This is a genomic window from Micrococcus sp. LASM2_SD2, from assembly GCF_057364565.1.
Window position 1 is genome coordinate 1 of sequence record NZ_JBNFOB010000453.1, and the last position, 731, is coordinate 731.

General features: G+C 75.4%; 1 protein-coding gene. It reads left to right on the forward strand.

Features of this window, described 5'->3' with window-relative positions; translation table 11 throughout:
* A partial coding sequence (locus AC2W7A_RS13065) for a hypothetical protein (RefSeq protein ID WP_485991699.1) occupies positions 1-731 on the forward strand: 731 nt, incomplete at both ends.

Below are 731 nucleotides of genomic sequence, written 5' to 3' on the forward strand. Positions count from 1 at the left end.
GCCTGACCGCCACCGCTGCGTCGTTCTGCCTAGGGGCCGCCCTGGCGATCGCCGCGGTGCTCCGCCGCCGCGCGCTGGCCGGCCTCTCCCCCGCCCAGGACGACGCCGTCCGCCACGTGGCCGTGAACCGCATCCTGCGCACGCTGTCACTGATGCTGGTCGGCGTGATCGGGGCCGCCGGCACCTCGTTGGGCTACCAGCAGGGCCAGCACGGAGGGGCCACCCAGCCGTGGGCCGTGGGCCTCGGCCTGGCCGTCCTCGTGACCATGGCCGCATGGCGCTCCCCTCACCTTGCGGTGCTCCGCGAGGAGCCGGCCCTGTACACCCACGTGGACGGCACCCAGGAGTGGGTGGAGGTCCCCCGCGGCCCCGGCACCCTCAGCGACGTGATCCAGCTGCGCCACACCGCTGCGGCCGTGCTGATCCCCGTCGGCGCCCTGGCGATGATCCTCGGCTACGCCGCCGTGCCCACCCTGTTCCTGGACGATCCGGGGCGCGTCACCCTGGCCCTCACGGCCGCGCCCCCCGTGCTCCTGCTGGCGGTGCTCTTCGTGGGCTACCTGCTCACCGAGTTCGTGCTGCGCATGAGGCACACGGACCGGACGGCGACTCCGCGCACCCGTGGCGTCCGCGCCTCCACCTGGCGCGTGGTCCTGTTCGGCGTGGTCGCCGCGGCCGGACTGGTGGCCGCCGGCTGGGCCGTTCGCGAGCAGCGGGAGCTGGCGCGGGCC